This is a genomic window from Paenarthrobacter sp. 2TAF44 (assembly GCF_052114885.1).
GTDB lineage: Bacteria > Actinomycetota > Actinomycetes > Actinomycetales > Micrococcaceae > Arthrobacter.
On record NZ_JBFRFP010000039.1, the window covers coordinates 14,678 to 41,548 of the forward strand.

Annotated in this window: 29 protein-coding genes and 1 pseudogene; 17 read left to right on the plus strand and 13 right to left on the minus strand. The window is 59.8% G+C overall.

The genetic code is table 11. From position 1 onward, the window contains the following. Window positions 1–46: 46 nt before the first annotated feature. The 3 genes from AB4Z15_RS23710 (at window position 47) to AB4Z15_RS23720 (ending at window position 2,921) form a co-directional block, all read left to right on the plus strand. Window positions 47–694, plus strand: coding sequence for a bifunctional 4-hydroxy-2-oxoglutarate aldolase/2-dehydro-3-deoxy-phosphogluconate aldolase (locus AB4Z15_RS23710; protein WP_442019211.1), 648 nt, complete (start codon window positions 47–49; stop codon window positions 692–694). Continuing rightward, window positions 694–1,242, plus strand: coding sequence for an AAA family ATPase (locus tag AB4Z15_RS23715; protein WP_442019212.1), 549 nt, complete (start codon window positions 694–696; stop codon window positions 1,240–1,242). Before AB4Z15_RS23710 ends, AB4Z15_RS23715 begins: the two co-directional genes overlap by 1 nt. Before the next feature lie 257 nt (window positions 1,243–1,499). Continuing rightward, window positions 1,500–2,921 (plus strand): MFS transporter, encoded by a 1,422-nt coding sequence (locus tag AB4Z15_RS23720; RefSeq protein ID WP_442019213.1) that lies wholly within the window; start codon window positions 1,500–1,502, stop codon window positions 2,919–2,921. A gap of 79 nt (window positions 2,922–3,000) precedes the next feature. Here the strand turns inward: AB4Z15_RS23720 and AB4Z15_RS23725 are convergent, their stop codons facing one another. The 7 genes from AB4Z15_RS23725 to AB4Z15_RS23755 form a co-directional block, all read right to left on the minus strand. Beyond that, entirely contained in the window at window positions 3,001–3,492 is a 492-nt protein-coding gene (locus tag AB4Z15_RS23725) for a PaaI family thioesterase (protein ID WP_442019214.1), read from the minus strand. A gap of 20 nt (window positions 3,493–3,512) precedes the next feature. Further along, window positions 3,513–4,394, minus strand: coding sequence for a sulfurtransferase (locus AB4Z15_RS23730; protein WP_442019215.1), 882 nt, complete (start codon window positions 4,392–4,394; stop codon window positions 3,513–3,515). A gap of 81 nt (window positions 4,395–4,475) precedes the next feature. Next, window positions 4,476–5,093: a CGNR zinc finger domain-containing protein gene (locus AB4Z15_RS23735; protein ID WP_442019216.1), complete on the minus strand. Its 618-nt coding sequence runs from the start codon at window positions 5,091–5,093 to the stop codon at window positions 4,476–4,478. Between the two features lie 58 nt (window positions 5,094–5,151). Further along, window positions 5,152–5,940 carry an enoyl-CoA hydratase/isomerase family protein gene (locus AB4Z15_RS23740; RefSeq protein WP_442019217.1) on the minus strand — a complete coding sequence of 263 codons (789 nt, stop codon included), beginning with the start codon at window positions 5,938–5,940 and terminating at the stop codon, window positions 5,152–5,154. A 54-nt stretch (window positions 5,941–5,994) separates the two neighbouring features. Then, the gene (locus AB4Z15_RS23745; protein WP_442019218.1) at window positions 5,995–7,212 is read right to left on the minus strand and encodes an alpha/beta fold hydrolase; all 1,218 of its coding nucleotides are present in this window, start codon (window positions 7,210–7,212) and stop codon (window positions 5,995–5,997) included. Then, complete coding sequence (locus AB4Z15_RS23750) at window positions 7,213–7,935, minus strand: flavin reductase family protein (protein WP_442019219.1); 723 nt, start codon at window positions 7,933–7,935, stop codon at window positions 7,213–7,215. Window positions 7,936–8,152: 217 nt separating this feature from the next. Next, window positions 8,153–9,322 carry a thiolase family protein gene (locus tag AB4Z15_RS23755; protein WP_442019220.1) on the minus strand — a complete coding sequence of 390 codons (1,170 nt, stop codon included), beginning with the start codon at window positions 9,320–9,322 and terminating at the stop codon, window positions 8,153–8,155. A 231-nt stretch (window positions 9,323–9,553) separates the two neighbouring features. Between AB4Z15_RS23755 and AB4Z15_RS23760 the strand changes: the two genes are divergently transcribed. Genes AB4Z15_RS23760 through AB4Z15_RS23770 form a run of 3 tightly spaced genes read left to right on the plus strand, consistent with a single transcriptional unit; the run spans window position 9,554 to window position 12,414 of the window. Further along, window positions 9,554–10,447: an alpha/beta hydrolase gene (locus AB4Z15_RS23760; protein ID WP_442019221.1), complete on the plus strand. Its 894-nt coding sequence runs from the start codon at window positions 9,554–9,556 to the stop codon at window positions 10,445–10,447. A gap of 33 nt (window positions 10,448–10,480) precedes the next feature. Next, a complete protein-coding gene (locus AB4Z15_RS23765; RefSeq protein WP_442019222.1) occupies window positions 10,481–11,332 on the plus strand; it encodes an MBL fold metallo-hydrolase in 852 nt (283 codons plus the stop codon). Continuing rightward, complete coding sequence (locus AB4Z15_RS23770) at window positions 11,329–12,414, plus strand: TDT family transporter (protein ID WP_442019223.1); 1,086 nt, start codon at window positions 11,329–11,331, stop codon at window positions 12,412–12,414. The genes AB4Z15_RS23765 and AB4Z15_RS23770 overlap by 4 nt, the downstream gene beginning before the upstream one ends. A gap of 425 nt (window positions 12,415–12,839) precedes the next feature. On the opposite strand, the gene AB4Z15_RS23775 is transcribed toward AB4Z15_RS23770, so the two are convergent. The 5 genes from AB4Z15_RS23775 to AB4Z15_RS23795 form a co-directional block, all read right to left on the minus strand. Further along, window positions 12,840–14,225 carry an MFS transporter gene (locus AB4Z15_RS23775; protein WP_442019224.1) on the minus strand — a complete coding sequence of 462 codons (1,386 nt, stop codon included), beginning with the start codon at window positions 14,223–14,225 and terminating at the stop codon, window positions 12,840–12,842. Window positions 14,226–14,458: 233 nt separating this feature from the next. Beyond that, window positions 14,459–15,280, minus strand: a complete 822-nt coding sequence (locus AB4Z15_RS23780) for an alpha/beta hydrolase (RefSeq protein ID WP_442019233.1) — start codon at window positions 15,278–15,280, stop codon at window positions 14,459–14,461. 258 nt (window positions 15,281–15,538) lie between these two features. Then, the gene (locus AB4Z15_RS23785) at window positions 15,539–16,033 is read right to left on the minus strand and encodes a tautomerase family protein (RefSeq protein WP_442019225.1); all 495 of its coding nucleotides are present in this window, start codon (window positions 16,031–16,033) and stop codon (window positions 15,539–15,541) included. A 231-nt stretch (window positions 16,034–16,264) separates the two neighbouring features. Then, window positions 16,265–17,233 (minus strand): alpha/beta hydrolase, encoded by a 969-nt coding sequence (locus AB4Z15_RS23790; RefSeq protein ID WP_442003619.1) that lies wholly within the window; start codon window positions 17,231–17,233, stop codon window positions 16,265–16,267. A gap of 60 nt (window positions 17,234–17,293) precedes the next feature. Next, on the minus strand, window positions 17,294–17,761 hold the full coding sequence (locus AB4Z15_RS23795; protein ID WP_442019226.1) for a tautomerase family protein: 468 nt from the start codon (window positions 17,759–17,761) through the stop codon (window positions 17,294–17,296). 304 nt (window positions 17,762–18,065) lie between these two features. On the opposite strand from AB4Z15_RS23795, the gene AB4Z15_RS23800 reads away from it, so the two are divergent. The 8 genes from AB4Z15_RS23800 to AB4Z15_RS23835 all read left to right on the plus strand — a co-directional run bounded on the left by AB4Z15_RS23800 (window position 18,066) and on the right by AB4Z15_RS23835 (window position 25,269). Continuing rightward, window positions 18,066–18,983, plus strand: a complete 918-nt coding sequence (locus AB4Z15_RS23800) for an MBL fold metallo-hydrolase (protein WP_442019227.1) — start codon at window positions 18,066–18,068, stop codon at window positions 18,981–18,983. Between the two features lie 243 nt (window positions 18,984–19,226). Next, entirely contained in the window at window positions 19,227–20,237 is a 1,011-nt protein-coding gene (locus AB4Z15_RS23805) for a helix-turn-helix domain-containing protein (protein WP_442019228.1), read from the plus strand. 52 nt (window positions 20,238–20,289) lie between these two features. Further along, on the plus strand, window positions 20,290–20,694 hold the full coding sequence (locus tag AB4Z15_RS23810; protein WP_442003615.1) for a carboxymuconolactone decarboxylase family protein: 405 nt from the start codon (window positions 20,290–20,292) through the stop codon (window positions 20,692–20,694). Window positions 20,695–20,853: 159 nt separating this feature from the next. Beyond that, complete coding sequence (locus AB4Z15_RS23815) at window positions 20,854–21,852, plus strand: helix-turn-helix domain-containing protein (protein ID WP_442003614.1); 999 nt, start codon at window positions 20,854–20,856, stop codon at window positions 21,850–21,852. A 128-nt stretch (window positions 21,853–21,980) separates the two neighbouring features. Continuing rightward, a complete protein-coding gene (locus AB4Z15_RS23820) occupies window positions 21,981–22,895 on the plus strand; it encodes an alpha/beta hydrolase (protein ID WP_442003613.1) in 915 nt (304 codons plus the stop codon). 13 nt (window positions 22,896–22,908) lie between these two features. Further along, on the plus strand, window positions 22,909–23,931 hold the full coding sequence (locus AB4Z15_RS23825; protein ID WP_442003612.1) for a VOC family protein: 1,023 nt from the start codon (window positions 22,909–22,911) through the stop codon (window positions 23,929–23,931). Between the two features lie 101 nt (window positions 23,932–24,032). Next, window positions 24,033–24,902 (plus strand): MBL fold metallo-hydrolase, encoded by an 870-nt coding sequence (locus tag AB4Z15_RS23830; protein WP_442019229.1) that lies wholly within the window; start codon window positions 24,033–24,035, stop codon window positions 24,900–24,902. Between the two features lie 148 nt (window positions 24,903–25,050). Further along, window positions 25,051–25,269 carry a hypothetical protein gene (locus AB4Z15_RS23835; RefSeq protein WP_442005908.1) on the plus strand — a complete coding sequence of 73 codons (219 nt, stop codon included), beginning with the start codon at window positions 25,051–25,053 and terminating at the stop codon, window positions 25,267–25,269. Window positions 25,270–25,393: 124 nt separating this feature from the next. Here the strand turns inward: AB4Z15_RS23835 and AB4Z15_RS23840 are convergent. Then, a pseudogene (locus AB4Z15_RS23840) lies at window positions 25,394–25,709 on the minus strand (winged helix-turn-helix domain-containing protein); the annotation flags it as partial. Here AB4Z15_RS23840 and AB4Z15_RS23845 point away from each other — a divergent pair. The 3 genes from AB4Z15_RS23845 to AB4Z15_RS23855 all read left to right on the plus strand — a co-directional run. After that, window positions 25,642–25,854: a type II toxin-antitoxin system RelE family toxin gene (locus tag AB4Z15_RS23845; protein WP_442019230.1), complete on the plus strand. Its 213-nt coding sequence runs from the start codon at window positions 25,642–25,644 to the stop codon at window positions 25,852–25,854. The pseudogene AB4Z15_RS23840 and the gene AB4Z15_RS23845 overlap by 68 nt on opposite strands. Window positions 25,855–26,083: 229 nt before the next feature. Further along, window positions 26,084–26,215 (plus strand): hypothetical protein, encoded by a 132-nt coding sequence (locus AB4Z15_RS23850; RefSeq protein WP_442019231.1) that lies wholly within the window; start codon window positions 26,084–26,086, stop codon window positions 26,213–26,215. A 285-nt stretch (window positions 26,216–26,500) separates the two neighbouring features. After that, on the plus strand, window positions 26,501–26,871 hold a 371-nt coding region (locus AB4Z15_RS23855), incomplete at its 3' end, for a TMEM175 family protein (protein WP_442019232.1).

A 26,871-nucleotide genomic window follows, 5' to 3' on the forward strand; every position in this document is an offset into this window, starting at 1 on the left:
CGGGCTGCTCAAGACCAGGACGCTTCCCGTCCGGAAAGAAGCCAGCATGCAAAAGAAACTTCGCACCCTGCAAACCATCGACGAATCCGGGGCCGTACTCATCGTGCGACTCGAGAACGCCGAACTCGCCGAACGCGTGGCGGAAGCCGCTATCGAAGGAGGCTTCAAAGCCCTCGAAATCACGCTTTCCATTCCCGGCGCCGTAGACGTCATTCGACGACTCGCCGCCAAGCATGGGCCCACCGGCGTGGCAGTCGGCGCCGGGACCGTGTTGGATGAGCATTCAGCCTACGAGTGCATCCGCGCCGGCGCAGAGTTCTTGGTCAGCCCGCAGTTGAACCCTGCGATGATCCGCACAGCCAACCGATACCAAATACCAACAATCAGTGGGGCTTACACACCGACTGAGCTAGTGGAAACATCAGAAGCGGGTGCGGATATCCTCAAGCTCTTCCCCACCGAGGCTGGCGGCATTGCCTATGCGAAGTCTGTGCTGGCGCCGCTGGCCCATCTGCCGATCATGCCCGCAGGTGGCGTGACACTGGAAAACGTCGGCGAATGGTTCGCGGCGGGCGTGGCGGGCGTCGGTGTGGGCAGCTACGTGACAAAGGCATGGCAGCCGGACGGCGACTTTACCCGCGTCACGAAAGCTGCCGAGGAATTCCTGTCAGCAGTGGCAGAGGCCCGCCGATAATGTCTCCGGGTGTCTTCATTGTTATCGGACCGGCCGGCTCGGGAAAAACGACGGTTGCCCAGCAAACAGCAAAGGAACAGGAAGCGGCATACCTGGACAAGGACCGGGTATGTGGCCGCTTCGTTGAATTCGCGCTGACCGCGACCGGGCACGATCCCACCGACCGCGAGTCCAACGACTACTATCGCGACAACCTGCTGCCCCTTGAGTACGAAACCCTCATGGATGTGGCGGGCGTGAACCTACGCCTCGGCCGGTCAGTGGTCCTTGATGCTCCCTTTGGAGCCTACTTCGGAGAAGCAGATTATTTGACCCGTGCTGCAGAAAACTTTCTGTGGCCCTCGTGCGAGATCACAGTCATCCGAGTGCGGGTACGTCAGGAAGTTCTCCGCGAACGGCTCACCCACCGCGGACTGGAGCGCGACCAGTGGAAACTCGCCCATTGGGATGAATACTGGTCTGCGTACGGCAGCTTGGAGTGCGCCTGGTCCGGAGTGCAATTCCTGGACTTCAACAACGAAGCGCCTCTTTCCATTGAGGCTGAGTAAACCGACCTTCGGCCTACACGCGCCACAAGTAAAACGTTGACAAGCATCACATTCAGTCCGTAAGGTTGATTGCAACCGATCTCAGCAACCGATCTCATTTGCGTTTCCCAGGTAAGAACCGCTGGAAACGCAAAGCCTTGAAGAGTTCGCGTACCGGCCCCATGCTTGGCATTAAGCGCCCATATCGCAGTCGGCCGCCTCGCCGATGCCCCGGATCGAAACCCTATCCTCCCTGGAACCCAAATATGGAGAGTTCAATGAAGACCTCAAAAGAAGCGCTGGACAGTCCAGGCTCTTCGGAATTTCCCGAAGCGTCCGAGCCGCCCCGCCGCCGCGTCAACCTGATCGCAGGTACCATCGGCCACTTTGTGGAGTGGTACGACTGGTACATCTACGGGCTGCTCGCAGCAGTATTTTCGTCGCAGATCTTTCCGAGTGACTCTGCGTTCGCATCCCTCGTGGCAGCCCTTCTCACTTACGCGGTGGGGTTTGTGGTTCGGCCTCTTAGCGGCATCATCATCTCGCCGCTGGCAGATCGTTTCGGCCGACGGCTTATTCTGACACTGTCCATCTCCGGGATGGCCCTCGGAGCCCTGATCATCGGCCTTACGCCGTCCTTTGGAACCATCGGCTACGCCGCCCCAATTCTCTTCTTGGTTGCGCGCATCCTGCAAGGAATCTCCGCCGGCACCGAGCAGCAGAGCGCCATCGCGTTCATGGTCGAACACGCTCCTGCAAACCGCAGGGGTCTCTTCGGTTCGTTTTCCAACATGGCAAGCGGCCTCGCAACTCTCGCAGCGACTGGTGCTGCGGCTATGCTCACTTCAGCCTTCTCCCCCGATGAACTGGCTGCGTGGGGTTGGCGCATTCCGTTCGTCATTGGCGGTGCGCTCGGAGTAGTCGGTCTCATTCTGCGCGCCCGTTCGGATGAAACCCCTGAATTTGAAGCAAGTGCCGCCGTCGATCAAAAGTCTGCACCGGCGCGTCTGCGGGATCTCCTGCGCGATCATCCAAAGGCCCTGCTGCAGACGGCAGCCCTTTCTGCCCCCGCAGTGGCGTACTACACATGGGCGACCTTCCTGCCCACTTACGCCAAACTCACGACTGGCCGGGACCTCGCCTCAACGCTTGCAGGAAGTGTCATCGGACTTGCATTACTCGTGATCATCGTGCCAATTTGTGGTTATCTTTCCGACCGTCTCGGCCGCCGCAAGATCTTCCCCATCATCGGCGCCATCGGCATGATCGCACTGTTCTACCCCTTGCTTTTGCTGTTGAACCAGCCAGGGTTCGGCGTTTACGTTTTGGTTTCAGCTTCAGGCTGGGTGGTCCTTGGTATCTGGCAGTCGGTCTACCCGACGATTCAGGCAGAACTGTTTCCTGCATCCGTCCGGGTGTCCGGCATCGGGTTCTCTCACCAGATCGTGATTGCCATCTTCGGCGGGACCGCACCACTGGTCGCTGCTGCCTTCGTTGGCGCCGGACAGCCAATGTTCGTCGCCTACTACATGATCGCGATAGTCGCCCTATGCCTCATCGTGTACTTCACGCTGCCCGAGACCGGCAGCAGGGGAAAACGTGCCACCGTCGCACCGGCAGACCCCGAAGTATTGGAGGGTGAGCACCTTGTTTCGACGACTGCGCCGGCCGCGGTCCGGACGAAGAGTTCAGGGATGTAGATCCCGGGCGATTCACTCGGCAGAGCCCTCGACCGAAACCGGTCGGGGGCTCTCCCTCTGTGGCGCTGACCCCACCAGGTCAGTCGATTGCGAAGACGAGCAGGGAGCCTGTGGCGGTAGCTACGAGCTTGCCCTTGGCGTCAGTGACAGTGCCGTCCGCGAAGGCAACGCGATTGCCAGGCTTCGATACAACGCCTACACAGGTCAATGGGCCGCTGTCAGCCTGCACCGAGCGTAGGTAGTTCACCTTAATCTCTATGGAGGTGTAACCCTGGCCTTGGGGAAGGGTTGTCTGCACGGCGCAACCAAGGGCGGAATCGAGCAGGGTGCAGAGGAGCCCGCCGTGAACCGAGCCGATTGGGTTGTAATGGGACTCGTCGGGATGACAGGTAAAGGTGACAGTGCCCAGTGCCGCATCCACCAGGGTCATGTTCAGTAGTTCGCCCATCGGTGGGGGTGGCAGTTTTTTGCCCATCATTGAGTGCAGGTATTCCAGGCCGCTCATGCCGGGCATGGCGGCCGCGCCAATGGCTGGATCGTCCCACGCTACGACTCGTTTACGCTCACTCACAACTGCTCCTCTTGTTCGCTTCAGCTACCTACCGCTATGGGAGCCCGTACGGCATTGCCCCATTCGGTCCAGGAACCGTCGTAGTTCCTCACCCTGTCCATACCCAGCAAAAAAGTCAGGGCAAACCACGAATGGCTTGAACGCTCACCAATCCGGCAGTATGTGATAACTTGATCGTCCGCTTTCAGGCCTATTTCTTGGAAGTAGATCTGCTCCAGTTCCCTCCGCGGCCTGAACGTTCCATTATCCGAAACAGCCCGCGCCCACGGCACATTGCGTGCTCCAGGGATATGCCCGCCACGGAGGACCCCCTCCTGCGGGTAATCGGGAATTGAAGTCCGCTCGCCGGTGTACTCCTCGGGGCTGCGGATGTCGATGAGGGATAGGCCGAGGTGTTCCTGGACGTCCTCCTTGAACGCCCGGATGGACGAGTCATCGCGCGTGACTACCGGATAGGACGTTGCGCTCCTTGCCGGCGGCAGCGAAGTCTCGAGGGGACGCCCTTCGGAGATCCACGTTTCCCGCCCGCCATCGAGCAAGCGGACGTCAGGATGGCCAAAGAGACGGAACACCCAGAGGGTATAGGCTGCCCACCAGTTGTGCTTGTCACCATAAATGACAACCGTGCTGTCCCGCGAAATACCTTTGGACGTCATTAGATTGGCAAATTCCTGCCCCGCCAAATAGTCGCGAATAACAGGGTCGTTCAGATCTGTATGCCAGTCAATTTTAACGGCCGACGGAATATGGCCCAGTTCATAAAGCAGCGGGTCCTCGTCAGACTCCACGATGACCAGTCTGTCATCAGCCATGTGCCGTACAAGCCATTCAGCCGTAACCAGCCTGTCAGGATGCGCGTACTCGGTGATTCGGGCGGAATTGTCCGCAGGTAAAGCTTGCATTGAGGTCCTTAGTGGGGTTAATAGCCCGGTCAGCGAAAAGACCCCTCCTGCACATTGTTCACGAACGAACAGAAATGGGAGTCAATTCACGAGCTTTGATTCAAGTTTTCGTGCTCGGTGCGCCCGGAGATTCGCCGGGTTTCCACAAATTCTTACGTCATGCCACACGCCGCTGTTGTTGCGGGAGCGATCAAAGAACGCAACCCTGCATTTTTCGCTGCGGCATAGTTTGAGCCGATGCCAGGTCCCTGCGAGTTGGGCCTGGAAGATCTCCGTCATAGCCAGGGATTCAATGTGCCCGGCTCCGGCTCCCTGCGGTTCAGCCTGGATCTCGCCATTGGACTTGAGCCTCAAGGAGGTGGCGGTCGTCCAGACTGTGGGCAAGGCGTCAATGTCGGAACGAACGACGGCGTCCGGGTCGCCTCCGGCGTTTAGCGTGCCCGCAAGTTCATCACGAAAGTACCGCAGGTGTTCCAGGTCGCGTTCCGTAAGTTTGACTTCGACATAACGCCGTCCGGTGGCCAGTGCCCACTGTTTCAGACCAGCATCCAGCCAATCCTGGGCAAGCCCGAGATCAAGCAACAAATCGGTCCTTCGCGGCTTTCCAGCGGATTTCGTGTTGAGCAGGTCATGCACAAAACCGAGCCCTCCAGGAGCACTTTCCATGTCATAGCGTTGCGTCGCGTTCCAGTCGCTCACTGCATCCCCTCTCGCCAACTTCCAGGGCACCCTTGGCCATCAACCATGTTAAGTGCGATTAGCGGCCTTGAAATTCCAACACCGGGCGCGGCCGTCCCGCTTCCAGTGCCGCCACGGCCGATTTCAGCCCGGCTTGGGTGTCTTCGCGTTCAAACAACGGCATAGCGATATCGAACATCGCTTGGTCTGCCGCAGCGACGCCGCCCAAGGACCAGGTTCTCAGGAGCGCCTTATGCGCAGCGTATGCCTGTGTAGCTCCGGTGGCGATCCGCTGGGCAAACGCCAAGACTTCTTCCGTGAGCTTGTCCTCGGAAACGACGCGGTTAACGACTCCTGCGCGGTTCATTTCCGAAGCGGATACTTTCTCCGAAGTCATCGCCCATTCTGCTGCCCGGGTCTTGCCTGCCCTTTCGGCAACCCGATAGATGCCACCCAAGAGGGTAACGATGCCAAGGGTTTGCTCCGGATGCCCGAACTCGGCTGATTCCGCTGCGAAAATGAGGTCAGCCCGCAGGGCGAGTTCAAACCCTCCTCCAAAGCAAAGGCCATGGACTTCGGCAATCACCGGCATCGGAAGCAGCTCCAATTGGTTGAAGACTGACATGTAGCGCTCAAACAAGGCACGCAACTCCCGCGTTTCCGCGCCCGGCCACGTCATGATGTCGCCGCCGAAGCTGAAGTCCGCGCCTTCAGCCCGAATGATGACTACACGGGCGTCACTACTGCCGATCGCAGTTATGGCTTCGGACAGTTCGTCCGCCATTTGAAGGTCGATTCGGTTCTGGGGCGGATTGTCCAGGACGATGGTGGCAATCTGGTCCTGGACACTGAACGTAAGGTGGGTCATTGGCATAAGCCCTTTCGCTAGGAAGTAGTTGCGAACCCGCTGAATCCGAAGGAATCAGTCGGCGGAGTAAAAACGGGATTCATCGCCCACAGACTTCCCGAGGCGTTTCCCCAGTTCAGCCGAAAACCGGAGCGCTGCGTCAAGCGGGCGATGGTGGATGGCGGCCGAGACGATCTGGCCGGCTTCGTCCTTGGTGAGGATAGTGACTCCGTTGATTTTGAGACCACTGAACGCGGTGGCCTGCCATTCAAGGTAGGTGCGCGGCCCATTGACGGTTTGATGGGTGAACTCCAACGATTCGTAAATAGAGCTGGCTGCGCTCATTACCGCTTTCACGTTCTCCCGGCCGGTGATGGGCGACCGGATGACGGAAGCCTCAAGCACAACGTCGCGGTGGAAGGCCTCGCCAAAGTCGTCAGCGGATTTGCTGGCAAAAGCGTTTATCCAGCCTCGTGCGTCTGCTGCGCCAGAGGTGGTGGCAGATGCTTCAGAAACTTCTTTGAGGAATCGACCGATGAGTGCGGCCACGTTCTGAGGCTGCTCGACGTGAGGCCAGTGGCCCGCCCCGCTGAGTACTTCCTCCTTGACGTGCCGGAATCGCGGGGCGACAGCTGAAGAGATCAGCTCGGCAGTAGCGAACGGGTCTGCTTCACCGCGGATTATTAACACTGGTGAGCTAAAATCGCTCTCCGCAGGGGCGTTCGGAATCCCTTCGTTCCAGCAGTCCACGAGGTGGGTCACGACTTCCGGACGGATGCGGCCCCCTATGTAGGTGAGCTTGTCCAACCCGGACTCGTTCAACCCGCCGCCAAGGTACTGCCGGATCCCTCGTTGGGCTTCTGCATCCCCGCCCAAATGCCGGAAAGGACCAACAGCTTCCTCAGGAAGGTGTGTCCCCGCTAAAGGCACCGGGGTAACAAATACAGCACCCACCACTTTGTCTGGATGGCGGACCCCAACAAGTTCTGCTACGAGCGTTGCCATGCTTTGCGCGACGACCACGACGGGCCTGTCCAGACCCGCCACGACGCGAGCGACGTCGTCGGCGTATCGCTCCAGGCTGTACGGGCCTTCGTCCCCGCTCCGGTCCCCCATCCCTGCCAGGTCCAGCCTCAGAAACTGGGCGTTGGCGGTGGCGAGTTCGGAGACGACGTCGTCCCAGACACTCTGGTCATCCAGGAATCCGTGGATGAAAAGCACGGCCACATCGCCGCTGCCAGTGGTTGTCAATGAGGGGTCCTGCTTCTGCAACTGCTCCATTACAGTGCTCATCTACTGCTCCTTGGTGAGGGTCGAGCCGGATGGGGACCAGGCTGCTGTATTGATGGGTGACCAGTCACTCGGCTGACCGTCCAGCCGTGCCATGCGTTGCTTGTGCTTGGCCTTGAGGAGTTCGTCCTCAAGGGGTGTGGTGAACACGTTTTCAACCAGGGTGTACTCAGCCGCCAGCCGGCCGACGGCAGCAACCGCTGCCGTATCAATCCGCCCTCGTTCCAGGTAAAGCTCGTCTTTGACGTGGAAACGGACAACTTCGCCCCAGACCACGTGATCGTTCATCTCGCCCACAGGGATGATGCGGTTTACGATGCATTCCATGGCGATGGGGGCGTCTTTGATCCTGGGCGCAGACACGGCTTGCGAAGCCTCTTTTTCAAGCCCCACCGCCTCAAACTCGTCGATGCCCGAGGGAAATTCGAAGGCGGAGGAGTGCAGGGCGTGTGCCTGTGGCAGCGTCGCCACGTTGACCACGAAGTTTCCCGTTTCGCGAATGTTGACGAACGTGTCCTTGAGGGTCTTGCCGTCTGAGCGCGGCTGCAGCGAGATCGACACCATGGGCGGCTTTCGCCCCACTGCCGTGAAGAAGGAAATGGGCGCAAGATTGGCCACTCCGTCGGGTGAGAGGGTGCTCACCCAGGCGATGGCCCTGGGAATGATGCTTCCGATGAGGAGTTTGTAGGAGTCGACGGCGTCGAGATCCGCACTATTGATGATCATGGAGAGCCTTTATCTTTCCTTGTCAGTGTGGGGGCGTTCCTTAGAAGAAACGCGACCTGAGGCTGCATCGGCGCGGCCTGCGGTGGTGGGAAGTTTTGGAGCCTAGTGAAAGTCAGCTGAAGTAAGCGTATCCGCTTTACCTATTTCAGACAAGAGTGTTGATTGAGAATTCGAAAACGCCTTGGGTGCCGCAACCGCGCGGGGGGCGGGGCGGCGGCTATCGCTCCAGAACGACAGCAAGGCCTTGCCCGACGCCGATGCAAATGGCAGCGACTCCAACACCGCCTCCACGGCGCTTCAGCTCGCGCGCCAGGTGTATGAGAATGCGGGAGCCGGACGCCCCCAGCGGGTGGCCCAGCGCCAAGGCTCCACCATGGATATTCACTTTCTCCGGGTCCAGGTCAGGCCAAAGCCGCAGGCACGCAAGGCTTTGGGCGGCAAACGCTTCGTTGAGCTCGACGACGTCGACGTCTGCCCAGGTCTTGCCTGCCCGGGCAAGCGCCTGATTCGCAGCCTCCACAGGGGCAATGCCGAAAACGTTCGGATCGTTGCCGGCCACCCCACGTGAAACGATGCGAGCCAGAGGTTCCGTTTCGAGGGCACCTTCACGGCCGATGAGCATGGCCGCCGCCCCATCATTGAGCGGAGAGGAATTACCCGCCGTTACCGAGCCACCGTCGCGGAACGCCGGCTCCAAGCCAGCCAGGGCCACCTCGGAGGTGCCGGGTCGCACGCCCTCATCGGTGAGGAGCGTCGAATCCGGATGGGGCACGACTTCGTCGTCGTAGATGCCCTCGGACCAGGCCTTGGCAGCCAAGGTGTGGCTTCTCACGGCAAACTGGTCTTGCTCGGTCCTTGATATGCCAAACTTGTCGGCCAGGATTTCAGCCGTCTCGCCATTGGAGATAGTCCAGGCCTCGTTCATCCGGGGGTTGACCATACGCCAGCCCAGCGTCGAACTGTGCAGGGTTTCAGGGCCAGCGGGATACGCCCTCTCGGGTTTTCCCAGGATCCAGGGCGCCCTGCTCATCGACTCAACACCCCCGGCAACAATCAGGTCGGCATCTCCGATTTCCACAGCGCGGCTTGCCTGGATGGCAGCCTCAAGTCCAGAGCCGCACAGTCGATTGACCGTGACGCCAGGTACCGACGTCGGAAGCCCGGCGAGCAGCGCAGCCATGCGCGCCACATTGCGGTTATCCTCCCCAGCACCATTGGCGTTGCCCAGGATCACCTCGTTAATCCTGTCCGCTTCCAGCCCGGGCTGCCTGCCCACCACTTCGCGGACCACATGGGAGGCCAAATCGTCAGGACGAACGCCAGCCAATGACTTACCGAATTTTCCGAAGGGGGTTCGGATCCCGTCGTAGATGAAGCTGCTTGCCATGCTTCTGCCTTTCGTCGTGCATCGGGGAAGGAAATCTGGAATGGGTGGCCGGCTCGCGGCCGTGAAAGGAGCATACGCCAAAAAATCGTTGCAGGACAGAGTCTAAAGCTGTACGCTTATTTCACGTCTTTACCCCTTTAACCACACCTCACAAATTCCCCGCGGCGCGCGGCGTTGCTCCCGCGGCTTCACCCTGCCCGTCCAGGGGCGCTGGAAAGAAAAGAGAGACTCATGGCAGAACGACTGGATGTTGAATTCACGGCCGATGGGGGCATCACGCTCCGCGCTTGGCTCTACATCCCGGATGGGCAAGGGCCTCATCCCGCCATCACCATGGCACACGGCTATGCGGGAACCCGAGCTCATCGCCTCGACGCATACGCCTCCCGCTTTGCTGCCAACGGATTCGTGGTCCTGGTCCACGACCACCGCAATTTCGGCGCGAGTGAGGGGGAACTCCGCCACGACATCAATCCCTGGCAGCAGATCAAGGACTGGCGCCGGGCAGTGACCTATCTCGAAGGCAGGCCCGAAGTGGACCCCTCGCGCATAGGCCTCTGGGGGTCCAGCTACTCCGGCGGGCACGCGCTTGTTTTGGGGGCCACGGAAGGACGGCTCAAAGCAGTGGTGTCCCAGGTGCCCGCCATTAACGGCCATGTGGCCGGCTCCCGGAGGGCAGTGGGCGATGCCAGGACGGCGCTGGAACAGTCCTTCATCGACGACGAACGGGACCAAGCCGCCGGCAAGGCACCCAGGATGATCGCAGTGGTAAGCAGTGATCCAAATCAGCCTGCCGCGTACCGGCTTCCCTCCGCCCTGCGCTTCTACACGCAACCCGGTCCGGAAGAATACGGCTGGGACAACACCGTCACCTTGCAATCCACCCGGGCAGCGCGCCTGTACGAACCGGGAGTCTGGGCCTCAAGGGTGTCCCCGAAGCCGCTGCTCTTCATCGTGGCCGCTGACGATGAACTGACCGGCACGGACCTGGCCCTCGAGGCCTACGAACAGGCCCAGGAGCCCAAATCACTCGTGATGCTTCCGGGCGGCCACTTCGAGCCGTACGTAGAAAACTTCGAAGAATCAAGTTCCGCCGCCCTCGACTGGTTCTTGCTACACCTCTAACCACCACAAGCTTCAGGGAAAGTGACGCATACTATGGCACCCACAACCGAGCTGGTTTACGACGTCTTTGTCTCCGGCACCCTGCCTCAAACGGGACGAGGCACACTTCCCAACGGTGACCCCCGCATCTGGTCCCCGCTATCCTCCACGCTGATCTCCGGACAGGAGAACGCGGTGCTGGTTGACCCGCCCATGACGGTGGACCAGACAACGAGGGTCGGGGACTGGATTGAGGCCTCAGGGAGGACACTTAGCCACATCTACATCACCCACGGCCATGGCGACCACTGGTTCGGCGCAGGTCCCCTGGCCGAGCGGTTTCCGGGGGTTACAGTACTGGCAACCCCGGGCACGCTCCAGGAAATGGCCATGCACGGCTCCCCGGAGTTCCGTTCCTCCTTCTGGGACTCGATCTTCCCCGACCAGATTCCGCCCACCACAACAGTGACCCAGCCGGTGGACAATGGGTCCTTTGAACTTGAGGGTCATGAACTGCAGATCATTGAAGCGGGCCATACCGACACCGACAACACCACCATGCTCTTCGTTCCCTCCATCGGGCTCCTGGTAGCCGGGGACGCCGTCTATAACGGGGTCCACCCCTATCTGACCGAGTCCCAGGACGGGGGTCTGGAAGCCTGGCTGCGGGCGATTGATATCGCGGAAAGCCTCGATCCGAAGTTCGTTGTGGCCGGCCACAAGAATCCCGCATTGCCCGATCTGCCCGGACAGATCCAAGAGACCCGCAGGTACCTTTTGGACGCATCAAAGCTCCTGGCCGAGCAACCAACGCCGGAGGAGTTCTTCTCCGCAATGCTTGCGCTTCATCCTGATCGGATAAACCCGGGTGCATTGTGGGGTGCGGCCATGAAACTGCTCAGTTGACCAGCAGACAGGCGCCCACGATAGGGCGCGTTGCGACGACTTCGGAAGCTCAGTTGCCCGATCTCGTCACTGAACCACCGCCTCCCCTCGCTGAACCTCCCCCAAAGCCTCCGTCGCACCCGTTCAACCTGTTTGCCATTCCCCTGGGCATCACTGGGCTGGGAGGCGCCTGGCAGGCGGCACGCCTGACACTTCATGCTCCCGCATGGCCAGCGGAGGTCTTTTACGGGATAAGTGCCGGCATCTGGTCCATCCTGCTTATCCGGTACCTGGCAAAAAGTTTCCGATACGGGTCCAAGGGACACTTCGACAAAGAACTAAGGCACCCCGGAAACGGCCCGTCAGCGTCGTTCATTCCCCTGGTGGGCATCCTCCTGAGCAGTCACTACATCGAATACAACAAGATGTTTTGGTCCGTGCTGTGCCTGTGCTTCATCATCGCTCTCACGCTGCTCGGAACAAGACTTCTGGTCCACTGGGTGACCGGCGGAGTGACCCTGGAATGGGTCCACCCGGGTTACCTGCTTCCTGTTGCCGCAGGTCCCTTCATCGCCAGCATCGGCTTCTCCACCATGGGTTGGCCCCAAGCGGCGATCGCCGCGTGGGGAACCGGCGCTTTTTTCTGGCTGGTGATCGGAACGGTGGTGACGGTGCGCTTCATGGCGGGGATTGAGATGCCGGACGAGTTGAAGCCCGTCTTGGCCGCGTATGTGGCCGCCCCCGCAACGGCCTGCGTTGCCTGGATAGTCATCCGCCCGGAGGGTTCCGGAATCATCCAGACAGGACTCACGGGAATCCTCCTCATGATGATTCTGATGCAGGTGGTTCTGATTCCCCAGTACGCCAGCCTGCCGTTTTCGTTGACGTTCTGGATCTTCACCTTCCCGGTGTCAACGTCGGCGAACTACGGCATCCGGTGGCTCAAGACCGTCGACGTCGCCGGCTCGGAACTCATCTCCTGGGCCCTCTTGGGCCTTGCCACGGCTTTTGTTCTTGGCACCGGAATACGGACACTCATTCACGGTTCGCCAGCCAAGATTCGCCAGCCGAGAAACAGCGCTGACGCTCCGACGCAGCCGTAACCACAGCAAGTTCGCGCGGACGCTCCTAACTTAACGTCCGACGTCGGGCACTTGAGTTTTGGGAAATGGTTGCCGCGCGCAGGGGGCGACAAGGAAGGACCTTCGGGTGGAGCTGGACTTGTAGAGAGTCCAGCTCCACCCGGAGGTCTTTTCCGCGTTCAGGACACTCCCCAGTGGGGCATGACCGCGGCACGGGATCATCGAGCCCTGAGCAGCTCGGCGCGGGATGCCAATTGCTTCTCCAGTCGGCGCCTGCCGGAGGCGCTGCCCGCGAACTGCGCCTGGAGGTGCGACAGCACCCCGTCCGGAAGTCACCGAACCTTCCCTCCGCTGCTGACTCGGCAAACAGCGGAGCCACCTTGCTCCGGAGCAGGAGCAAGGTGGCTCGGATTGGGACTATTTATCGCTGACGTCCTGTGTGACCCTTATGCGTCCGAACGTGAACGGCGCATGGTCATCGCCCTGACTGCCCCCACGGCTGCAGCTCCGGCCAGGAGTGGAATGGCCAGGGCGAAGAAGATCTGGTCCACGCCCCATCCCGCACCCAGCATCACGCCACCCAGCACACCGCTGACGATGGAGCCGGCCTTGCCGAAGCTGTGCATCCATGACACGCCGGTTGCACGGGCTTCAGTGGGGAAAACCGATGTGCTCAGTGCGTTCATACCGCTGTTGGCACCCACCAGCACAACGCCGATGGTGAAGCCCAGAACCAGCAGCAGGGGCAAGGTCAGATTGACTGATGCAAGGATCCAGGCCGCTCCGGCGGCCAACGTGAAGGCCGCACCGAGGGATACATATTTGCCCAGCTTCTCCATGGCAAAACCGATGGCCGAAGCTCCAATCACACCGCCGATGCCGAACATGGACACCACATTGCCGGTGCCCGCAGCGTCGATATTAAGTTGCTTGACGATCAGCGGAAGGTAGTTCAGGAACATATAAACCACTGCGGCGCAGATGAAGTAGCAAAGCCAGATGAGCAGCGATACCACCACAAGTTTCTTGGACAGTACAGCCCTGACACCTCCAACCGGCTTGGCGCCGCCAGCCTGCGGTGCGCCCGTCAGATCCACTGTGTTCATGTCGAAACCGGGAATAATGGCACTCAGTACCTTCGTGACTTTTTCTGTCCGGCCTCCCCTTCGAATCATGAACACCGTTGATTCCGGAAGGCCCCACACCAGTGCAGGCAGGAGAACCAATGCCAGTATTGTTCCGGTTCCGAGCAGCCACTGCCAGCCCAGGGTGGGAAGAATGGTTGACGCCAGGAAGCCGGTGACGACTGTCCCCAGCGGGAAACCGGTGAAGGTGATGGCCACAATGGCGGCCTTCCGCTTTTCAGGCGCGAACTCGGCCACGAGCGTGATGACCAAGGGCATCACAGCTCCGAGGAACAAGCATGCCACCACCCGGAAGATTCCCAACGTCAGGTCGTTGTGTGCCAGCGCGCCGCCCAAGGTGGCCAGCCCAAAACCTGCCGTGCCTACGATAATCGGGAGCCTTCGGCCGATCTGGTCCGACAGCGGGCCGGCAACCATCGAACCGACGGTGAGGCCCACAACTCCCAGCGTCACCATGGTGGTAACTGTTGCCAGCGAGGTACCCCACTGCGTGACTATTTGTGGGTAGATGAATCCCCACAGGCCGATTTCAACTCCTTCAAGGGTCATGGTCAGGAACCCGAGAAGGATGATCACACGGCGCCTGTTGCCAAGCGGCGCCTGATTGAGTATTTCCTGAACGGTCAAGCGGGAGGATGCCGGGGTCCGGAGGTCGGTCGTCTTTGACGCCTCGTTGGCAATTGCCATGTTGTTTGCCTTTCTAATGCACGCCGTCGTTGGCGTGCGTGAGCTGATGCGAAACTCGTAGTGCTCGTGGATCAGGGCACGCAGTCTTCCGTGAGCGATTGCCGTCTAGGTTGTTCCCTTGCGCCTTGCTCATGGCGACCGAATCCTCAAGTGTGATCGGGGACACAGGGTGAACTCTGCGATTGAAAGAAGCTTAGGCTATACAGCTCTTTCAAGCAATTGTTTTTCGGTATTCAATCCGCTGGCCTTGCCGTCCGCGAGATAGCCTCGACCCGAAGCGCCTCCAACCAGTCGCTGATCACGTTCCAGGACTCCTCCCAGCCGCCGTCGAGCATCATGTCATGTCCGATCCCGGCGAGTTCCCGCACGTCGGCGCCATAGCGTCGTGCGGTTGCGCGCGCCGACCGCGCTGGCACCATTCGGTCGTGCCTGCTGTGGACGGACAGAAGCGGATATTCGGACTTCACCTTCGCCGGAAGGTGGAAAAGCAGCTGGTACTGGACCCAAGGTGACTCGCCGCAAAGAGAGCGGGAAATTTCCGCCGCCTCTTCAGCGCCCATCCGCTCGAACAACATGTCGGGCGGCAGCCGAAGGCTTCGACCCGCGAGAAACCGCATCGCCTGCCACGGATGGCTTCTCAGCACCGAAAAGACCGTTCCGAAGGCCGGACCGGAGGTGATGGAGCCAACAAGCACGCCCGCGCTCACCGTCGTCGGCTGCAGCGCCAACAGCCGCTGCACCACCAGTCCACCGAGTGAGTGTCCAACCAAGACGATCTCATCGGCATCGACAGCCTCGACCGCGCGAAGGACGTCTTCAACATAATCCTTCAGCCGGGCGGAACGCAGGCGACCTCCACTGCCGCCGTGACCACTGAGCGAGACCGCGTACGCCGCATAGCCATCCTCGGAAGCTGCGTGCATCCAGTTGCGCCAGCACGTGGCGTCATGGCCGAGGCCATGCACAAAGAGAAGAGCAGAACGGGGTCGGATCGCGCCCGGAGGGCCGGACGCGAGAATCTCGAGTTGAACATTGCTGCCGGGGTTAAACATCATCGTTTCCACAGCAGCCGAACCTACCAGAGAGTGACATAAGTAACAATGGTTTGCCTATTGCGACGGTGTCCTGCCGCGAGCCGTGACATGATCAGCACCGCTCCAGAGCGACGTCCGCAATATCGGACCTATCTGGTTCTTCCCTACGAGCAAGCAAAAATGCTCGACCGGAATACCGGCCGAGCATTTTTGTCTGAACTGTTATTGATTCCCCAGCCGCCAGCGATGTTGCCAGACCCTGCTTGGAAATCGGCTTGCTCAGTAGTAGGGAACGGGACGGTTCTCCTTGCGCCAGAGCTGTTCGAACTCGGACCATCCAGGTGGCGGAACGAGGCCTTGAACGCGCCAAAGGTCCTCAGGGGTTTCGTCGACGTGGATCTCCCAGTCGTAGCCGCGCTCTTTCACGAAGGGAACAAGGACCTCCTCTACCTTCTCGTGGAAGTCTGCCCGGATCTGTTCCGAGGTCAAGCTTCCGAGGGCGATTCCGTTCACCATCGTTTTCTTGTTCGTGTGGTGCTCGATGAAGTCGACTGTTTTACGGGCGATGTGGTCAAGGCGGATGCGTATGAAATTGTTCGCCGCTTCGCCTCCAACGTAGATGCTGTTGCGGGGCATCTCATGAAAGACGACGACGACGTAAAACTTCGGCAGATCGACCAAGTCGTAGTAGATCGACGTTATTCCTCGAGTCAACGCCTCCTTGTCCTCATCGGTAAAAGCGTCCTTGGGTGTGTAAATTTCCCAGAATGGCATTCCAGGCTCCTCCTTCTCCTTTGTAGGTGTTGCATGGGTGACCGTAGACCCCGTCGCAGGATTAGCAGCGCTGCAATCGTGATCTTCATCACCATATAGCCGCTCGTGACTGCCGGATTGGGACCAGCGCGTCAAGGTGATGTACAACTGCGCCTGGTTGAACAGTGCGTGATTCAGGCGCACTCCGGCAAGGTCCAGTTGCGTGGCTTAAGGCGGTGGCTGCGTGATCTACTAATGCCTATCCAGCGCCACCGCTGTTGGAACAGCAGCCATTGAGGGGAACTCTTCGCCACCACGCAGGTGCTCCAAGAACCATGAACTTGCGGCTTCGCTGGATTGCTCGAAGTGGTCCGTATAGGTGTCGAAGTGGCCGCCTTCATGCACGAGAACCTGCTTCGGATGACGGGCGGACTCGAATGCTGCCAACTGGACTTCCGGGAAGGTGCAGGTATCAGCCCGGCCTACGATCATCAGCAGGGGCTTCGGTGCCAGGTGAGGAATCCATCCGGCTGGTTCGAACTCCAGCAAGTGGGCTACCGATCGTAGCGTCACCTCGTTGCTCCATGACGGCGAATCCTGGAGAGCGAAGTTGATGAAGTCCTGCTCAACGCTCGGAGGAAGGGCACAGAGCGTGTTGGGGTCCGACGAGAAGACCGGAATCATTTCAGGCGCTTCTCCGGCGATACGGCCGCGGCGATCGGCCTCGAGGCGCCGTTCGAGTTCGGCTCTCTGCTCAACGCTGAACATCTGCCGACTGTTCAGGTGCCCGCTTACCTGTGGAATCTGGGCAACGACACATCGGACCCTGGGGTCGTTGGCGCCGATCACCATGGCCAGCCCTCCTGCAAAGCTGGATCCCCAGAGGCCAACTCCGGCAGCGCCGTCAACCTCGGGAAGTTCTGTAGCTTGTGTGATCACGTCTCGCCAGTCCGCCATCTGCACATAGGGGTCAACCTCATGGCGGAGCTTGCCCCCTGAAGTGCCAAAGCCTCGGTGGTCGTAGACGATCACGGTGAAACCGGATACCGCGAAGGCCGCTGCATAGTGGTCGATGTGCTCCTTTATTCCACCGAATCCATGGGCCATGACGATGCAGGGTGCGGCCACGTTCGGTTCTGCGTGTAGGTAGCCACGAAGAACGGTTCCGTCCTCTGTCTTGATTTCAATATCTCTTCTTACGAGTGCTTCACTATTTTTCACAAGTGTTTCCTGATCTAACTCGTCGGCAGTTGGTGGTGAGTTGCAGTCCTGTTGGCCTGCTCAGTAGTACGGGACGGGACGGTTCTCCTTGCGCCAGAGCCTCTCAAAGTCCGATTCTCCTGGTGGGGGGACGAGGCCTTGCACACGCCAAAGATCCTCAGGAGTTTCGTCGACGTGAATCTCCCAGTCGTAGCCGCGCTCTTTCACGAAGGGTGCCAGCATCTCCTCGGCCAGATTGTGGAAGTACGCCCTAATCTGTTCGGTGGTGAAGCTTCCTGCGGGCATCCCGTTCACGACCATGTCCTCGTTCATGTCGCGGGCGATATGGTCAACGCGGATGCGTATGAAATTGTTTGCGGCTTCGCCTCCGACGTAGATGCTGTTGCGGGGCATGTTGTGGAACACGACGACAACGTAGAACTTCGGCAGGTTCACTAATTCATAGATCGACGTGATTTTCTCTGTCAGCGCCTCCTTGTCCTCATCGGCAAAAGCGCCCTCGGGCGTATAAATCTCCCAGAATGGCATCCAGGCTCCTCCTTCTCCTTTGTAGGTGTTGCATGGTGACCACGGCCCCCTTTGCAGGATTAGCAGCCCCGCAATCGTGATCTTCATCACCGTAGAGCCGCTCGTGACCGCCGGATTGGGACCAGCGCGTCAAGGTGATGTACAACTGCGCCTCGTTGAATTGAACTGCCCCTGCTCCCGTGGCTGACCCTGGCGCACATATGCGACTGAGGGACGCGATTTTCCTATAGCGACCTCGTTGTTCATCCGTAGCGTGGCAAATGTGGCGCCTCGTTCGGAGCCGCCAACCACACTGGAGGTCATAATGAGCAGCAACACCCGTTCCTCGAAGCTAAGCCCGCCGGTCCGTGCGACGGTCTACGCCGGCCGTTGGCCCGAGATCCCGGCCCGCGAGTTTCCCGGCATCCCACCTGGTACTTTCTCTCCCACCACGGCGACTCTTATCAGCGGCCCTACGGAGGCAATCCTCGTTGACGCGCTATTCCTCAAAGAGGACGTCAAGGATCTCGGGGACCTGATCGAGCGCTCGGGCAAGAAACTCACCACGATCTACCTGACCCATGCACATGCCGACCACTATCTGGGCTTTGGACCGCTCCTGGAGCGCTTCCCCGAAGCAAGAGCCGTGGCGCTTCCCCACGTAGTGGAGGCCATCAAAGACACAATGGAGCAGCAACGAGTGGAGTGGGATCTGTTGTTCGGTGACGCTTGCGTGACGGCCGGCCCCCTTCCCGATCCCTTGGAAGGCCACACCCTGCACGTCGATGGGTCGCTGGTGGAGATCATTGAGGTAAAGCAGGCCGACATCAATCCAACCACCGTGGTCCACGTGCCGGACATCGGCCTGGTTGTGGCAGGTGACGCGATTTACAACGAAATCCATCCAATGCTCGGACTCTCCACGCCCGCGGAGTGGGAGGACTGGCTGGAAACAGTGGATCTTGTGGAGGGCCTCAATCCCCGGATGATCGTCAGTGGCCACCGAAGGCCGGACGGTGATGACTATGCCGTCACTGACATGATCGCCACCACCCGGGCCTACATCAAGGATTTCGCTGCCGCTTATCAAGATGCCAAGGATGCCGAAGAACTCACCCGCGTCATGGTGGCCAAGTATCCGCATCACGGAAACCTGTGGACACTTCAGTTCTCTGCGCAGAGTGCGATAGCACGTCGCGATTCCTGCGAACTCCTCGTAAGCACTGGGACAGAGGTGAACTAGTTACTATTCTTCTTCAGACGTTCGGAAACGAGGCCGCATCCACTCTTCCCTAACATAGTCATTCAGCTTATGGTTATGTCGGAACCCGGAGTGGGGGCCTGAAGGGTGATGCTTCGGGTTCGCCACGGATTTTTGTCTGTGACTGTGGAAAGGGCCGTTTTGTTAGACCTGCGAAATACTCTCAGTACCAACTCGGAGTTCGATGCTCATTGGAGGATCGAAGCAAATGAGCGCATCGCAAGGATGGATCTAAAGCCGATTGGAGCAAGCGAACGTCCAGGGAAGTTCCTGAAGCGCGACCTTGGGGACATCCTGATCACCGACTGGGATTCTCCGCCGATCGAGGGAGTGCGCAGCGCGAAGGACGGACGCGGAGGCGATGAGGCATTGCTGCTCTTCACGGCCTCTGCCGGGAAACAAGTCATAGATACGGCATACGGAAGCGCGGTCCTACAGCCCGGGATCGTGCTTCTGTCCGACACCCGCGGGCCGGGCAAGTTTGTCATTCCGCATTTCGTACGGAAGAAGAGCGTCAGGATACCTTCCTCCGCCCTCATCCCCTTCCTTGCCAAAACAAGTATTCCGGACTCCTTGGTACTCCGGACAGCAGACAGCCCCCTGGCACAGATCCTCCAAGACCTACTGCACGGGATCGACCGTCAATACACCCGAATGTCGCAGTCGGAACTGGAAGGTGCCCGTAACGCGATGCTTTCGCTCATCGCCGGACTGGTCCTCGGTAATAAGGCCAACGTTGGCGGCAGCGACTTCCTGCCAATGCTTCGGCCGCGTCTTGAGCAATGGATTAGCGAGCATCTTCAATGCAGGACCCTCCGGGTAGAGGACATCGCCACAGCACATAATGTCTCTCCGCGAACGGTACAGCGAGCCTTTGCTTCAACAGGTGACAGCGTCCGGTCGGTTGTTCGCGCTCATCGACTCGCGGCGGTCAGGCGCGACTTGCTCACATCCGACCAACCGGTGGCCACAATTGCCCACCGCTGGGGTTTCTTCGACGCTAGTCACTTGAGCCGGATATTCAAGCACGAGTTTGCGATGACACCCGGAGAGTTTCGTGAGAGTTATCAGCAGACAACAGCGCCGGCATCAGCTCCTGCACCCCTTGGTCTCGGCGTTCCGGCGCCAGACTCGGGAGTCAACGAAGCGTCACGGTCAACCGGGTTGATATCCCAGCCCTTGGATGACGCTTGGGCGCCACTCTTCAATGCCCTTGCAGGGGCGAGTCCCACATAGGAGCAGTTTTCTGGCATGCGGACGTACAGACGACAGGGCAAGGAAACAGAAATTGACGAACTTCGACGCAACCCAGACCGCTGCCACATCAGGCCTCGCCCTGAGAGAAAAAGTGATGGGGAAAGAACATGTCCAAAAGTCTCTTGAGGAAGCAAGTGACTTCTCGCGGGCCATTCAGGAACTCGTTACAGATTTTGCTTGGGGAAGGATCTGGACCAGAACGGGTTTGGATCTGCGAACGCGCAGCATGCTGAATCTCGCCATGTTGACTGCCCTGAACCGAAACCAGGAACTCGCCGGGCACGTCCGCGGAGCACTCAACAACGGTGTCACCGAAAAGGAGATACAAGAAGTCTTGATTCAGGCAATGGTCTACTGCGGGGCTCCAGCCGCCTTGGAGTCATTCCGTGTTGCCGAACGGACCATCATCCAATACAACGCCGAGAACAACGGCTGAGAACCACTGGACGCGGGCCGTGCCAAAGCCATTCGTCTCCCATCTCTAACGTGATTCGACCCCGTGACCCCACCAGTCACTCGTGCGTTACCTATTCTCGTTGGACGGTTGTGAGACTGCCTCAGTTGTATCGAGCTTTGAAAAAGGAAGGGAATCGGCATGACTGTCATTGAAGACATTCCGCAGCGATTGCTGCCTGCCCCTGGTGCAGATGGCTACTGGGATCTCACTGAGGTTGATGCATCCAAAAGGGAGGCCACTTTTGAAGAGTTCTTATCGACCGCACTTGTAGACATGGCAGTGCGTATCGACGCAACCTGGACGGCAGCGTCGTTTCAGTCCTGGGCCCGCCGCCGCTGGATCCAGGATCTTGCCCTTGTTGAGGCTGGCTGTGATCCCTGCCAAGGCATGCGAGGAAAGCGCCGGGCCGCTCGGGCAGCGGACCCATACCTCGGTGTAACGGTCCTGCGCGAAGGGAGCGAAACGCTGGTTGTGGGCGACGCAACGTTCGACATGCGCCCAGGCGATGCTGTTGTGTGGCGCAGCGACCAGCCGATCCGGTTTCAGGTCCACTCACCACAAATCAAACAGACACTTATTATCCCGCTGATCGCACTGGAGGAAACGAGTGGCGGGAACTTCCTGTTCCGACCGCTACTCCTTGACCGCACAGCACCGGCCACTGAGTTGTTTACCGGGTACCTCGCGTTGCTGGCGCGGACGCTTGACCGGCTGAGCGCCTCCGAAATGCGCGCGGCACGCAGTGCGGCCTTGGAGCTGTTAATTCCGGCGGCCCGCCACCACGTCACTGCGGAAAACGGAGGAGCAACTGAGCCGCCAATTGCCCTGATGAAGGACTGGATCGAGCAGCGCCTTCGGTCGGGGGACATCACAGCCCTTTCGATCGCTGCCGCTCACGGGATGTCGGTTCGCGGAGTGTATAGGGTCTTTGAGGAGGCCGGCGAGACTGTCGGAGCGTTCGTGCGAGCACGACGGTTGGCTAGGGCGCGTCGGGATCTCGCCGCTGGAGCCGGTTCAATCGCGGATATCGCGGTACGTTGGGGCTTTTCCGATCCCAGCCACTTCGCTCGTGCCTTCCGCGCAGAGTACGGCTGCGCGCCCCGGGATTACCGGACCTCCGCCGCGACATTATCCTGACGTGCTGATTTTCGATTTAAGGTTCTGGCACAGATAGGCCAGAACCTGGCACGCAAATGCAGGAAGTCGACCTTCGCCGCCAGTGAAGATGTATTCACCAAGCCGTAACAAATCAAGGAGGAATTTCTGTGGCCCGTGAAGACATCGAGTTCACCGCACAAGGTGCGACAATGCGTGGCTGGTTCTACCCCGCCGACGACTCCAGCGGTGAGGCGCCGTGCGTGGTCCTGTCGCACGGATTCTCAGCAGTCAAAGAGATGTGGCTCGACCACTACGCCGAGGTGTTCCAGGCGGCCGGGTTGAGCTGCCTGGTCTACGACCACCCCGGATTCGGGGCCAGTGACCCGTTGCCGGGTACGCCACGTCAGGAGATCGACCCGTGGCAGCAGATCCGCTGCACCCAGCACGCGATCACCTACGCCCAATCCCGTCCCGATGTCAATGCCGACCACATCGGCCTCTGGGGAACCAGCTACAGCGCTTCGCACGCCTTCGTCGTCGCCGCGACCGATCACCGGGTCAAAGCCGTCGTCACCCAGGTCCCAGCCATCTCAGGCACCGCATCGTTCACCAGCCAGATCCGCATCGACCACTGGGCACCGACCGACGCCGCGTTCGCCGGCGAACGACTCGCCCGGATGAGCGGCGCCGCACCGACGATGATGCCCGTCGTCACTGAAGACCCCGCCGGGCACGCCGCGCTGGGACACCGCGACTCCTACGAATGGTTCACCACCCACGCCGACCGGGCCCCGTCCTGGCGCAACGAACTCACCGTGCAGTCCGTCGAGTTCGTGCGTGGCTACGACGTCGAGTCGTGGATCCCCGCGATCTCGCCCACCCCGCTGCTGATGATCGTTGCACCTCACGACCGGGTAACCGACGGCCAGATCGCTCTCGCGGCCTACGAAACAGCCTTGCAGCCCAAGAAGCTGGTCCCGATCCCAGGAGGCCACTTCGACTCCTACACCGGACCCAACTTCGACACCACTTCCCAAGCCGCCCGGGACTGGTTCCTCGAACACCTCCCCACCGGGCACTGAAAGGCCACGAATCATGTCCCAGACAACGACGTCACCCGGACCCACCGCCCTCGAGTTCGTCCACCTCGAACTCGTCCACCACAACCCGGTCGCCGCCTACGAGTTCCTCCGCGACAGCCTCGGTGCCGAGCGAGTTGAGAAAGAGATCGCCGACTACATCTCGAATACCTTCGGGGTCGTCGGCGAGCACGTCAAGGTCGGAAACATCGTGTTCCAGATCTTCACCCCCGGACCCAACCTTCCGACCTGGCACACCCAACTCCACGAACACGGACCAAGCGTCCACAACGTCACCTTCTTCGTCAACGACGTCGAGACCGTCAAACAACGGATGCTCGGCAAGGGTGCCACCGAGATCATCGACACTCACGTGCCCTTCGACGAGATCGGCCTCGGCGACGGACCCTCCCGCCTCCTCGTCATGGATGCACGAGAACAAACCGGCCTCCGATTCGAACTATGCCCTAACGTCCCCGGCTGGAACCCCTATCCAGGACGAACCGACACCACACCACCAACCAACACCGACCAACCCACCGCCCAGGCCCTCCTCCATCTCGAGATCGTTCATCCCGACCCGGAAGCGGTCTTTGAGTTCCTCAGCGATTGCCTTGGGGCGGAGCGGGTGGAAAAGGAGATCTCCGAGAATCTGGAGAAGGCATTCGGATTCGGACCCATCCTTCATGCCAAGGTCGGAAACATTGTTTTTCAGATCCTGAAACCTCCGCCAACTATCTTGGGCCAGCCCACCTCGTGGTACGAGGAGCTCGAGGAGCGCGGCCCTGGCGTTCATAACGTGACGTTCTATGTGGACGATGTGGAAGCGGTCAAACAGCGAATGGTCGGCATGGGAGCCACCGCACTCATCGATATGGACGTGCCGTTCCACGAATTCGGCATGGGAGAGGCGCCCACCCGCTTGTTGGTGATGGACGCCCGAGAGCAGACAGGCCTACGGTTCGAGATGGTCCAACCGATTGATGGTTGGACTCCCTATCCGGAGGCATCCGAGCGTCTGGGTATCAGCAATAAGTAGAAACGAGTTGCGACATTCAGCCACCCGACGGAACTGCGGTTCCGTCGGGTGGCTGAGAGATCCAGATGATAGCCAGCCTCGGTTCTTCCAAAAGGAGAAAAATGATCACGCAGCTACCTCAAAGCGAAGACGAGAGCTTGAAGTATGCCGTTCTCGTCGACCGTCGCCCCTCTCTTACCCGAGACCTCCCGTATGGGCCTGCCGATCTTCAGTGGGTAACGAATACGTCAACCCTGCTCTACGGCTCCCGTGACGCGATCTTGATCGATACCTTCACGACGGCGGCACAAAACGAGAGGCTGGTCGAGTGGGTCGCCTCTTTCGACCGCAACTTGGTTCGAATTTACTCCACCCATGGGCATGGGGATCACTTCTTCGGCATCGGACAGTTGCTCCGCCGGTATAGGGAAGCCACTGCAGTCGCAACCTCCGGAACGGTCCGGGAGGCTAGGAAGCATGCCTCGCCTGCAATGCTGACGGAATTCTGGGGCATGCTGTTCCCCGGTGAGATCCCGTCTCCGCTGCAACTGCCCACTGTTATCGATTCGCCGGTCCTGGAGCTTCATGGCCATGAACTCCAAATCATTCCAACGGGTTTCACAGACACCGAAGACACCACGGCCGTATGGGTACCTAGTCTGGGTTTGCTCGTCGGCGGTGACGTTGTTTATAACCACACGCACCCGTACCTCGCGGAGACTACTCCCTTATCGCGGGACAATTGGCGATCTGCACTTGAGCAACTGTCCAGACTCGGCGCCAGGGCTGTGGTGGCAGGGCATAAACACAGCGACTACCCGGATGACCCGGACGATATCGCAGAAACGTTGTCCTACCTTGAAGATTTTGACGCGTTGCGCGAAGCCACCACAACCTCCGCCGAGCTATATGCCGCCATCCTCGAAAAGCATCCAAACCGCGCTAATCCTGGCTCCGCGTGGGCGGCAGCAAAGGCGGCTCACGCCGCCTAGCGCGTTGAGCACTCCTGCACACGAGCGGCGGACTTTCGTCCATAATTGAGCATCGTAGGACTCCCCCTGTGGTGAACACCAGATTGTTCAAGGAATTCTTAGTGAATAACGTTTTGGCAAAAGCGCAGGTAGTCAACGAGGACGGGGCTTGGGCCAGGTTCCTGCCCGGCTTGCCCTGGCAGCCGAGGAGACGACGTCGGAAGAAGCGACCATTGATCTAATCGCCGCTCTTCGTGAATACGCCGAAGACTGGGAGGACCACCTCCGCAGGGCGCCGAATCATCAGGGCAACTGGGCCCTAGTGCAACTGATTCACTCCGCCACTAATGAGGAACTGGACGCTTGGCTGACCGGTAGCAAGAAGTGAGCCAAAACCTTACATGACGGGCGAATTCTTCGGACTCGTATCTCACGGCCAGTGGACCGGGCCGAGTACGGTCCTTCCCCTCTGGGGCGAAATTTGAGGAATCAACTCGAATCAAGCCCGCATGTCAGTTGCCCTGAGCCAGCGGCGCGAACCGGTACCCAACGCCGCGCGCGGTCTCGAGCCAGCGCGGGTTCTGGCTGCCGTCGCCAAGCTTCTTGCGCAAATTGCCCGTATGCACCTCAACGGCGCGTTCATCCGCATCGCTGACGTAACTGTCGACGTCGTAGGTCATTTCGCAGACGCCGCGCCAGATCTGCCTTGGTCCGCACAATCCTGCCGGTCGTAAGGAGGGCAAGCAGGAGGTCGAATTCAGTGCGTGTCATCCTCAGTTCATTCCCGTTCAGGACTGCCGTACGGGATCCGGCCGAAACGGCAAGGCCGCCCGATGCCAAGCAACTCACAGGCAGCAACGGCGATAAGCGCGTCCGCACCGGTGACTATCGGATCATCCACGAGATCCAGGACGCACAACTCGTCGTCCTTGTCCTTGCCATGGGCCAGCGCCGAGACATCTACCTGCACTAACGCCGGCAGCCCCTGGCGCTTCATGTCAGCCTGACGAGTCACCACCATCTAACTGGGCGCCCATGGCGGGCTGACGGCGAAACAGGATTCCATAAGAGTTCCGGAAACTGGTGCGTCAGTGGGCCGACGGTGAGGGAAACCATCGGCCGAGCTGTAACGCGGCTTCGTCACGCCACCACATAGCAACCTTGCTGGCAGAGCGACTCCCGCTCTACATGCTTTCATCGGCATGGCCCTTAGCGTCGGATATCTGGACTTTGATGCCGCGGCCTTGAAGGATGCCCGGCCATGCCAACTCACGCAGTCGATTGCCGCTTGGATCTACGAGGCGATGCCCCTCGACAGCGTTGCCTTCGAATAAGGGTGCCTTCCACCTGCTCGGCCTGAACTGGACGAGCGAATGGCAGCAGAGGGACCGGTGTCAGGGTCGGCGGCGAAGGCGTCGTCCGGGACCGTGACGCTGCCCCTTTCACGCTGACGCCCTCCCCTGCTTGCGTCTTGGGTTGCCGCGGCCACGCCACCTACCGGGTGTACTCTATCCACCAGGTGCGCGTCGTCCCCGACAGTGCAGACCTTCAGAGGAGCCGACTATGGCTGATGACAGGGTGAGCCAAAAGCAGTGCTACGTGCGACGGGACCGGGGTCGGTGAACAAGAACCGGCTCGAGGCGTTCAGCGACGGCGTGCTGGCCATCATCATCACCATCATGGTCCTGGAGCTGCACACCCCGGAAACGCCAACCTGGGAGGGCGTGGCCGCAGTTCTGCCGACCCTCTTCAGCTACCTTCTGAGCTTCGTGTATGTCGGGATCTACTGGAACAACCACCACCACATGATCCACCTGGCCAGTCGAGTGAACGGCGGGATTCTCTGGGCCAATTTGCACCTGCTGTTCTGGCTGTCTCTCTTCCCTTTCACGACACGGTGGATGGATGAGTCCGGCTTCACACAGGTGCCCGTCCTGTTATACGGAATCAACCTGCTGTGTGCAGCGATCGCGTACTACATCCTGGAACG

Excerpts from the sequence above, each read along its gene's own strand:
- AB4Z15_RS23710 (WP_442019211.1), top strand. The coding sequence starts at position 47 with ATGCAAAAGAAACTTCGCACCCTGCAAACCATCGACGAATCCGGGGCC.
- AB4Z15_RS23715 (WP_442019212.1), top strand. The coding sequence starts at position 694 with ATGTCTCCGGGTGTCTTCATTGTTATCGGACCGGCCGGCTCGGGAAAA.
- AB4Z15_RS23720 (WP_442019213.1), top strand. The coding sequence starts at position 1,500 with ATGAAGACCTCAAAAGAAGCGCTGGACAGTCCAGGCTCTTCGGAATTT.
- AB4Z15_RS23730 (WP_442019215.1), bottom strand. The coding sequence starts at position 4,394 with ATGCAAGCTTTACCTGCGGACAATTCCGCCCGAATCACCGAGTACGCG.
- AB4Z15_RS23740 (WP_442019217.1), bottom strand. The coding sequence starts at position 5,940 with ATGACCCACCTTACGTTCAGTGTCCAGGACCAGATTGCCACCATCGTC.
- AB4Z15_RS23745 (WP_442019218.1), bottom strand. The coding sequence starts at position 7,212 with ATGAGCACTGTAATGGAGCAGTTGCAGAAGCAGGACCCCTCATTGACA.
- AB4Z15_RS23750 (WP_442019219.1), bottom strand. The coding sequence starts at position 7,935 with ATGATCATCAATAGTGCGGATCTCGACGCCGTCGACTCCTACAAACTC.
- AB4Z15_RS23755 (WP_442019220.1), bottom strand. The coding sequence starts at position 9,322 with ATGGCAAGCAGCTTCATCTACGACGGGATCCGAACCCCCTTCGGAAAA.
- AB4Z15_RS23760 (WP_442019221.1), top strand. The coding sequence starts at position 9,554 with ATGGCAGAACGACTGGATGTTGAATTCACGGCCGATGGGGGCATCACG.
- AB4Z15_RS23765 (WP_442019222.1), top strand. The coding sequence starts at position 10,481 with ATGGCACCCACAACCGAGCTGGTTTACGACGTCTTTGTCTCCGGCACC.
- AB4Z15_RS23775 (WP_442019224.1), bottom strand. The coding sequence starts at position 14,225 with ATGGCAATTGCCAACGAGGCGTCAAAGACGACCGACCTCCGGACCCCG.
- AB4Z15_RS23780 (WP_442019233.1), bottom strand. The coding sequence starts at position 15,280 with ATGATGTTTAACCCCGGCAGCAATGTTCAACTCGAGATTCTCGCGTCC.
- AB4Z15_RS23785 (WP_442019225.1), bottom strand. The coding sequence starts at position 16,033 with ATGCCATTCTGGGAAATTTACACACCCAAGGACGCTTTTACCGATGAG.
- AB4Z15_RS23795 (WP_442019226.1), bottom strand. The coding sequence starts at position 17,761 with ATGCCATTCTGGGAGATTTATACGCCCGAGGGCGCTTTTGCCGATGAG.
- AB4Z15_RS23800 (WP_442019227.1), top strand. The coding sequence starts at position 18,066 with ATGAGCAGCAACACCCGTTCCTCGAAGCTAAGCCCGCCGGTCCGTGCG.
- AB4Z15_RS23805 (WP_442019228.1), top strand. The coding sequence starts at position 19,227 with ATGGATCTAAAGCCGATTGGAGCAAGCGAACGTCCAGGGAAGTTCCTG.
- AB4Z15_RS23815 (WP_442003614.1), top strand. The coding sequence starts at position 20,854 with ATGACTGTCATTGAAGACATTCCGCAGCGATTGCTGCCTGCCCCTGGT.
- AB4Z15_RS23825 (WP_442003612.1), top strand. The coding sequence starts at position 22,909 with ATGTCCCAGACAACGACGTCACCCGGACCCACCGCCCTCGAGTTCGTC.
- AB4Z15_RS23830 (WP_442019229.1), top strand. The coding sequence starts at position 24,033 with ATGATCACGCAGCTACCTCAAAGCGAAGACGAGAGCTTGAAGTATGCC.
- AB4Z15_RS23850 (WP_442019231.1), top strand. The coding sequence starts at position 26,084 with ATGGCCCTTAGCGTCGGATATCTGGACTTTGATGCCGCGGCCTTGAAG.